We start from the raw sequence: 4137 nt of genomic DNA, 5'->3' as shown, positions 1-4137 counted from the left end.
GTAGATAAATTGTGAAAAATACTACATTTGAGTGAAGATCTGCGGAAAGACAGATTTATCATTTTGGATGAAGTTTATTTGAGAGCCGAGAGCTTCTCTGCTCTTGTTACCATGTTCAGACCTTCCTGCATAAGTTCCTTTGCTCTTTTCTGATCTTTTGCTTCGGCAAAGATCCGGAAGATTGGTTCTGTACCAGATGGACGCATAAGGACCCAGCCGTCTTCGTACCAGATTTTTACCCCGTCGGTTGTGTCTATTTTGTATCCAAGTCCTGATGCCTCATTTTTCACAATCTCCATAGTAGCATGTGTATTTTTAGCAGGAATTTTGGTTTTTTCGTTAAAGTACTGAGGTACACTTTTTTCAAGATCGGAAAGTTTTTTTCCGCCAGCCAGGATTTCAAGGACCTTGGCACAACCCATTGCTCCGTCTCTGCAGTATTGATGTTTGGGAAAAATAAGACCCCCATTGCCCTCGCCTCCGAAGACGGCATTCACTTCCATCATCTTTCGGGTAACGTTTATGGAGCCGACAGCAGTCCAGTATAACTGGACGCCTTCCTCTTTTGCGACATCGACCATTCTCTGAGAAGAGCTAACAGGAGTCACTAACGGACCTTTTTCATGTTCAACCATATATTTTGCCATCATGGCAAGCAGAACATCATCATTTACGAACTGCCCATTTTCGTCCACGAATACCACTCTATCCGCATCTCCGTCCTGAGCTACTCCCAGATCAGCACCTGTCATTTTCACAAGATTAGTTAATTCGGGCAGGGATTCAGGTAAGGGTTCGGGGTTTCTCCAGGGGAAAGTCCCGTCAAGCTGAGCTTCAAGGGTCAAGACCTGGCAGCCCAGTTCCCTGAGCAGGAAAGGAAGAGTAAGGGAACCTGCTCCGCAGCCTGTGTCTGTAACTACCTTAAATCTACGGCTGCGGATGGCTTCGGCATTTACGGACTTAATAATATTTCTTACGTAATATTCATTGACTCCTGGATCGGTTCTGAATCTGCCGGTTTTTTCCCAGGACACAGTGGAATATTTTCCGGAATGATAAATCTCCTCTATGTCTTTTTCTGCATCTCTTGAAAATTCCGAACCATCTCCTGCAATAAACTTGATTCCATTATATTGTCTGGGGTTATGTGACGCAGTTATAATTATCCCGGAATCGGCGAAATCTCTTACATAGTACAGGATAGAAGGAGTAGGGACTATCCCTACATCTACCACACTCAGGCCTGTCGAAAGAGCCCCGGCAATTGCGGCAGACTTCAGCATCTGACCTGAGATTCGAGTGTCACACCCTATGGCAACGGTGCCTTTTGACCCCATGTATGTACCAAGGCATCTGGCTAAATTGACCGCCAGCTCAGGAGTTATATATTCATTGGCGATACCACGTACGCCGTTCGTTCCAAATAATGCCATTTAAGGTCTCCCCATTAGGTTTAAGTGTGAATAATACCATTCTGGCAAGTTAATCCATATTAAATGAATTTTTATATGTTTTAATAAGTCCATGAGTTAGATTTTTTACATTTTTTATGTACTTTTATACGCGCTATATTATAAAATAGCTCGTTATATTCTCCTTCTAAAAGTCGATTAGGAAAAGGTACTTAGGGAATTATAAAAGAGAATTTTGCACTGAGATGACCGGGAAGCTAAGAGTTTGAAGTGAATTAACCAGAACGTTGAGTTTAAAAATGGATAAGACTTGCTTCCTGCAAGTCATTTTTTCTTATTTAAGTGCGATTTTTGAAACATAATTTGTCCTGCAGCTTTCAATAGATTTCCTTGACTCTTCCGACCTGGCCATCCGTTAACTGTACTTTTATTCCGTGCGGATGAGTTGAAGAGTTGGTTAAAATTCTTTTTACAACGCCCCGCGTAATTTTTCCGGTTTTCTGGTCTGCTTTTAAGACTATTCCGACACTCATCCCTTCTTTAATATTTGCTCTGACAGTACCGTTGTTCATGGCAGAAGGTAAATCTGGAGTTATATAAAGGTGTAGGTTTGAAAAAAACAACTTTGAATTTGGAAAAGTACAGCCTTACTGTTGTATTTTGGTCGTTCTTGTTCCGCTCGCGAAGCGAAGCGGTTTTTTCTTAATGAAAAGAATAAAACAAATAATACGGTATGTTAAAGCGCTCTTTGCCTTTGCTGACTCAATTGAAGCAAAAGTTTCAGCGGCAAGAGAGAAAACAGAAAAACTCAGGCAGTCCATTCTTGCAAAGGCATTTTCCGGTCAACTTGTTGAGACAGAGGCTGAAATTGCAAAAAAAGAAGGCAGGGATTATGAGACGGCGGAGGTTTTGCTTGAGAGAATAAAAGCAGAGAAAGGGAAAAAAGACACGAAAAAATAACAGTGCTGCTTTTTGAAGTTCAGTCTCTTTCTTTTTGCATTAAGGAAAAGGCCGGCTGCTTGGCAGCCGGTGAGAGCATCGGTACCCAATATCAAAAATCATCCGTTCCTGATTTGAATAAGAAAAATGCGTATATGTGGTTCTTAATGTCACTATTAGAAATGGAAAAAACCTCAAATTTAAAAATCAAAAAGATTCTTTTGCTTTTTGTCTTCCTTCCTTAAATAGAAAATCCCTATGATCATCCAGGTCTTGAAGCGGAAATGGGTTCCCATCACAAAATAAAGGTCTCTTTCCTTCATGTAGTCATAGAACTTGTTTCTAATCTTTTCTTCTATTGATGCAGTGTCTATGTCTTTCTGCATTATATTTCTTGCAAGTTCGTTAAGTTCCCAGTCGAGCAGAATTATATGGTGTCCTTTGCAGGTGGGGTCATTTTTGCACCTGAAATGATATCTTAACTCGACAGGCATTTTGACTCTTTCTCTTTTATCAATCAAACAATCGCCCATCAAATTGAAATACTGCTGCTTGTCGTATATTTCAGTGCTGTTTATTTCGATCTTTACATCAAAAAGTTCAGGTCTTACGACTCCAAGACTTGCATTTTCTTTTGATCTTACATCCTAGATTCGGCAGGTAAACATATAAGTTAATATAATTATTCTCACATCTTTTTTCTTGATTTTCCATGGCAGACAAAAACAACAGTCGACTAGTCGAATCCTCAATAAAACGTACAAGATTTTTAGGTCACCTTGGTCTCATTGCTGGAGTTTTCCGAGAACTTGAAGTTGACAAACTGATCGATGAGAAACTCCCAAAGGAAAGGGATCACAAGATTCCTCACTCAGTCTGCATCCTTGCCATGGTACTCAATGGTCTTGGTTTCATAGGTCAACGTCTATACCTTTTTCCTGACTTTTTCAGGAATATTTCTATAGAAAGACTTTTTGGAGAAGGTGTAACACGAGAAGATCTGAATCAATATGCTATCGGAGAAACTCTTGACAGAATCGTAAAGTATGGTCCTACAAAACTGTTTACGGAAATTGTTCTTCACATTATGAATCGTCTACCTATTCCTGTCCATTGTTTACACGCTGACACTACAAGTGTCAGCGTTTATGGTGATTATCAAGACGAAGAAACGGAGTCTATTGATATCACTTTTGGAATTCCCAAAAACGGAAGATGGGATCTCAAACAATTTGTGCTAAGTTTGATTGTAAATCAGCATGGAATACCCCTTTTTATGAACACTCATTCAGGGAATGCTTCCGACAAAAGCACAATTCTGGAAGCAATAAAGTCTCTCAAATCAGCTTTAAGTCCTGAAAGCAAAGTGTACTATGTCGCTGATAGTTCCTTTTACACTGACAATAATATCAATAATATAGGAAAGTCATTCTGGATCAGTCGTGTTCCTGCAACAATTAATGAGGCAAAGGAACTGCTAAATGCAAATCTAAACCTGAAGCCACTGAAAAGCGATGAAAGATACTCATTTTATCAAACCTTTGTTGATTATGGGGGAGTCAAGCAAAAGTGGGTTTTGTTGCTTTCTCATAAAATGAAAGAAAAGAAAGAGATAACTCTCAGAAAGAAGCTTCAAAATGAACTTGAAAAAGCAGAAAAGTCGCTTAAAAAACTGGTAGGAGAGGACTTTTTCTGTGAAGAAGATGCATTAAAAGCAGCAGAAAAATGGACTGCAGATTTCCCTTCTATTGTGTTTGAAAAAGTAGATTTGAAAACCGTTAAAAAA

Annotated in this window: 5 protein-coding genes; 2 read left to right on the top strand and 3 right to left on the bottom strand. The window is 39.5% G+C overall.

Annotated elements, in window-relative coordinates; translation table 11 throughout:
• Positions 1-74: 74 nt before the first annotated feature.
• Both glmM and ASJ81_RS09490 read right to left on the bottom strand, forming a co-directional pair.
• A complete protein-coding gene (glmM, locus tag ASJ81_RS09495; RefSeq protein WP_095644261.1) occupies positions 75-1433 on the bottom strand; it encodes a phosphoglucosamine mutase in 1359 nt (452 codons plus the stop codon).
• 356 nt (positions 1434-1789) lie between these two features.
• Positions 1790-1984, bottom strand: coding sequence for a YwbE family protein (locus ASJ81_RS09490; protein ID WP_095644262.1), 195 nt, complete (start codon positions 1982-1984; stop codon positions 1790-1792).
• Between the two features lie 133 nt (positions 1985-2117).
• Between ASJ81_RS09490 and ASJ81_RS09485 the strand changes: the two genes are divergently transcribed.
• On the top strand, positions 2118-2372 hold the full coding sequence (locus tag ASJ81_RS09485; RefSeq protein WP_245860004.1) for a hypothetical protein: 255 nt from the start codon (positions 2118-2120) through the stop codon (positions 2370-2372).
• A 179-nt stretch (positions 2373-2551) separates the two neighbouring features.
• On the opposite strand, the gene ASJ81_RS09480 is transcribed toward ASJ81_RS09485, so the two are convergent.
• Positions 2552-2872 (bottom strand): hypothetical protein, encoded by a 321-nt coding sequence (locus ASJ81_RS09480; protein ID WP_141241645.1) that lies wholly within the window; start codon positions 2870-2872, stop codon positions 2552-2554.
• Between the two features lie 191 nt (positions 2873-3063).
• On the opposite strand from ASJ81_RS09480, the gene ASJ81_RS09475 reads away from it, so the two are divergent.
• On the top strand, positions 3064-4137 hold a 1074-nt coding region (locus ASJ81_RS09475; protein WP_095644259.1), incomplete at its 3' end, for an IS1634 family transposase.

The organism is Methanosarcina spelaei (assembly GCF_002287235.1).
In the GTDB taxonomy this organism is placed as follows: domain Archaea; phylum Halobacteriota; class Methanosarcinia; order Methanosarcinales; family Methanosarcinaceae; genus Methanosarcina; species Methanosarcina spelaei.
The sequence above is the reverse complement of the archived record's forward strand: the minus strand, read 5'-3'. Positions and strand labels throughout refer to the sequence as shown.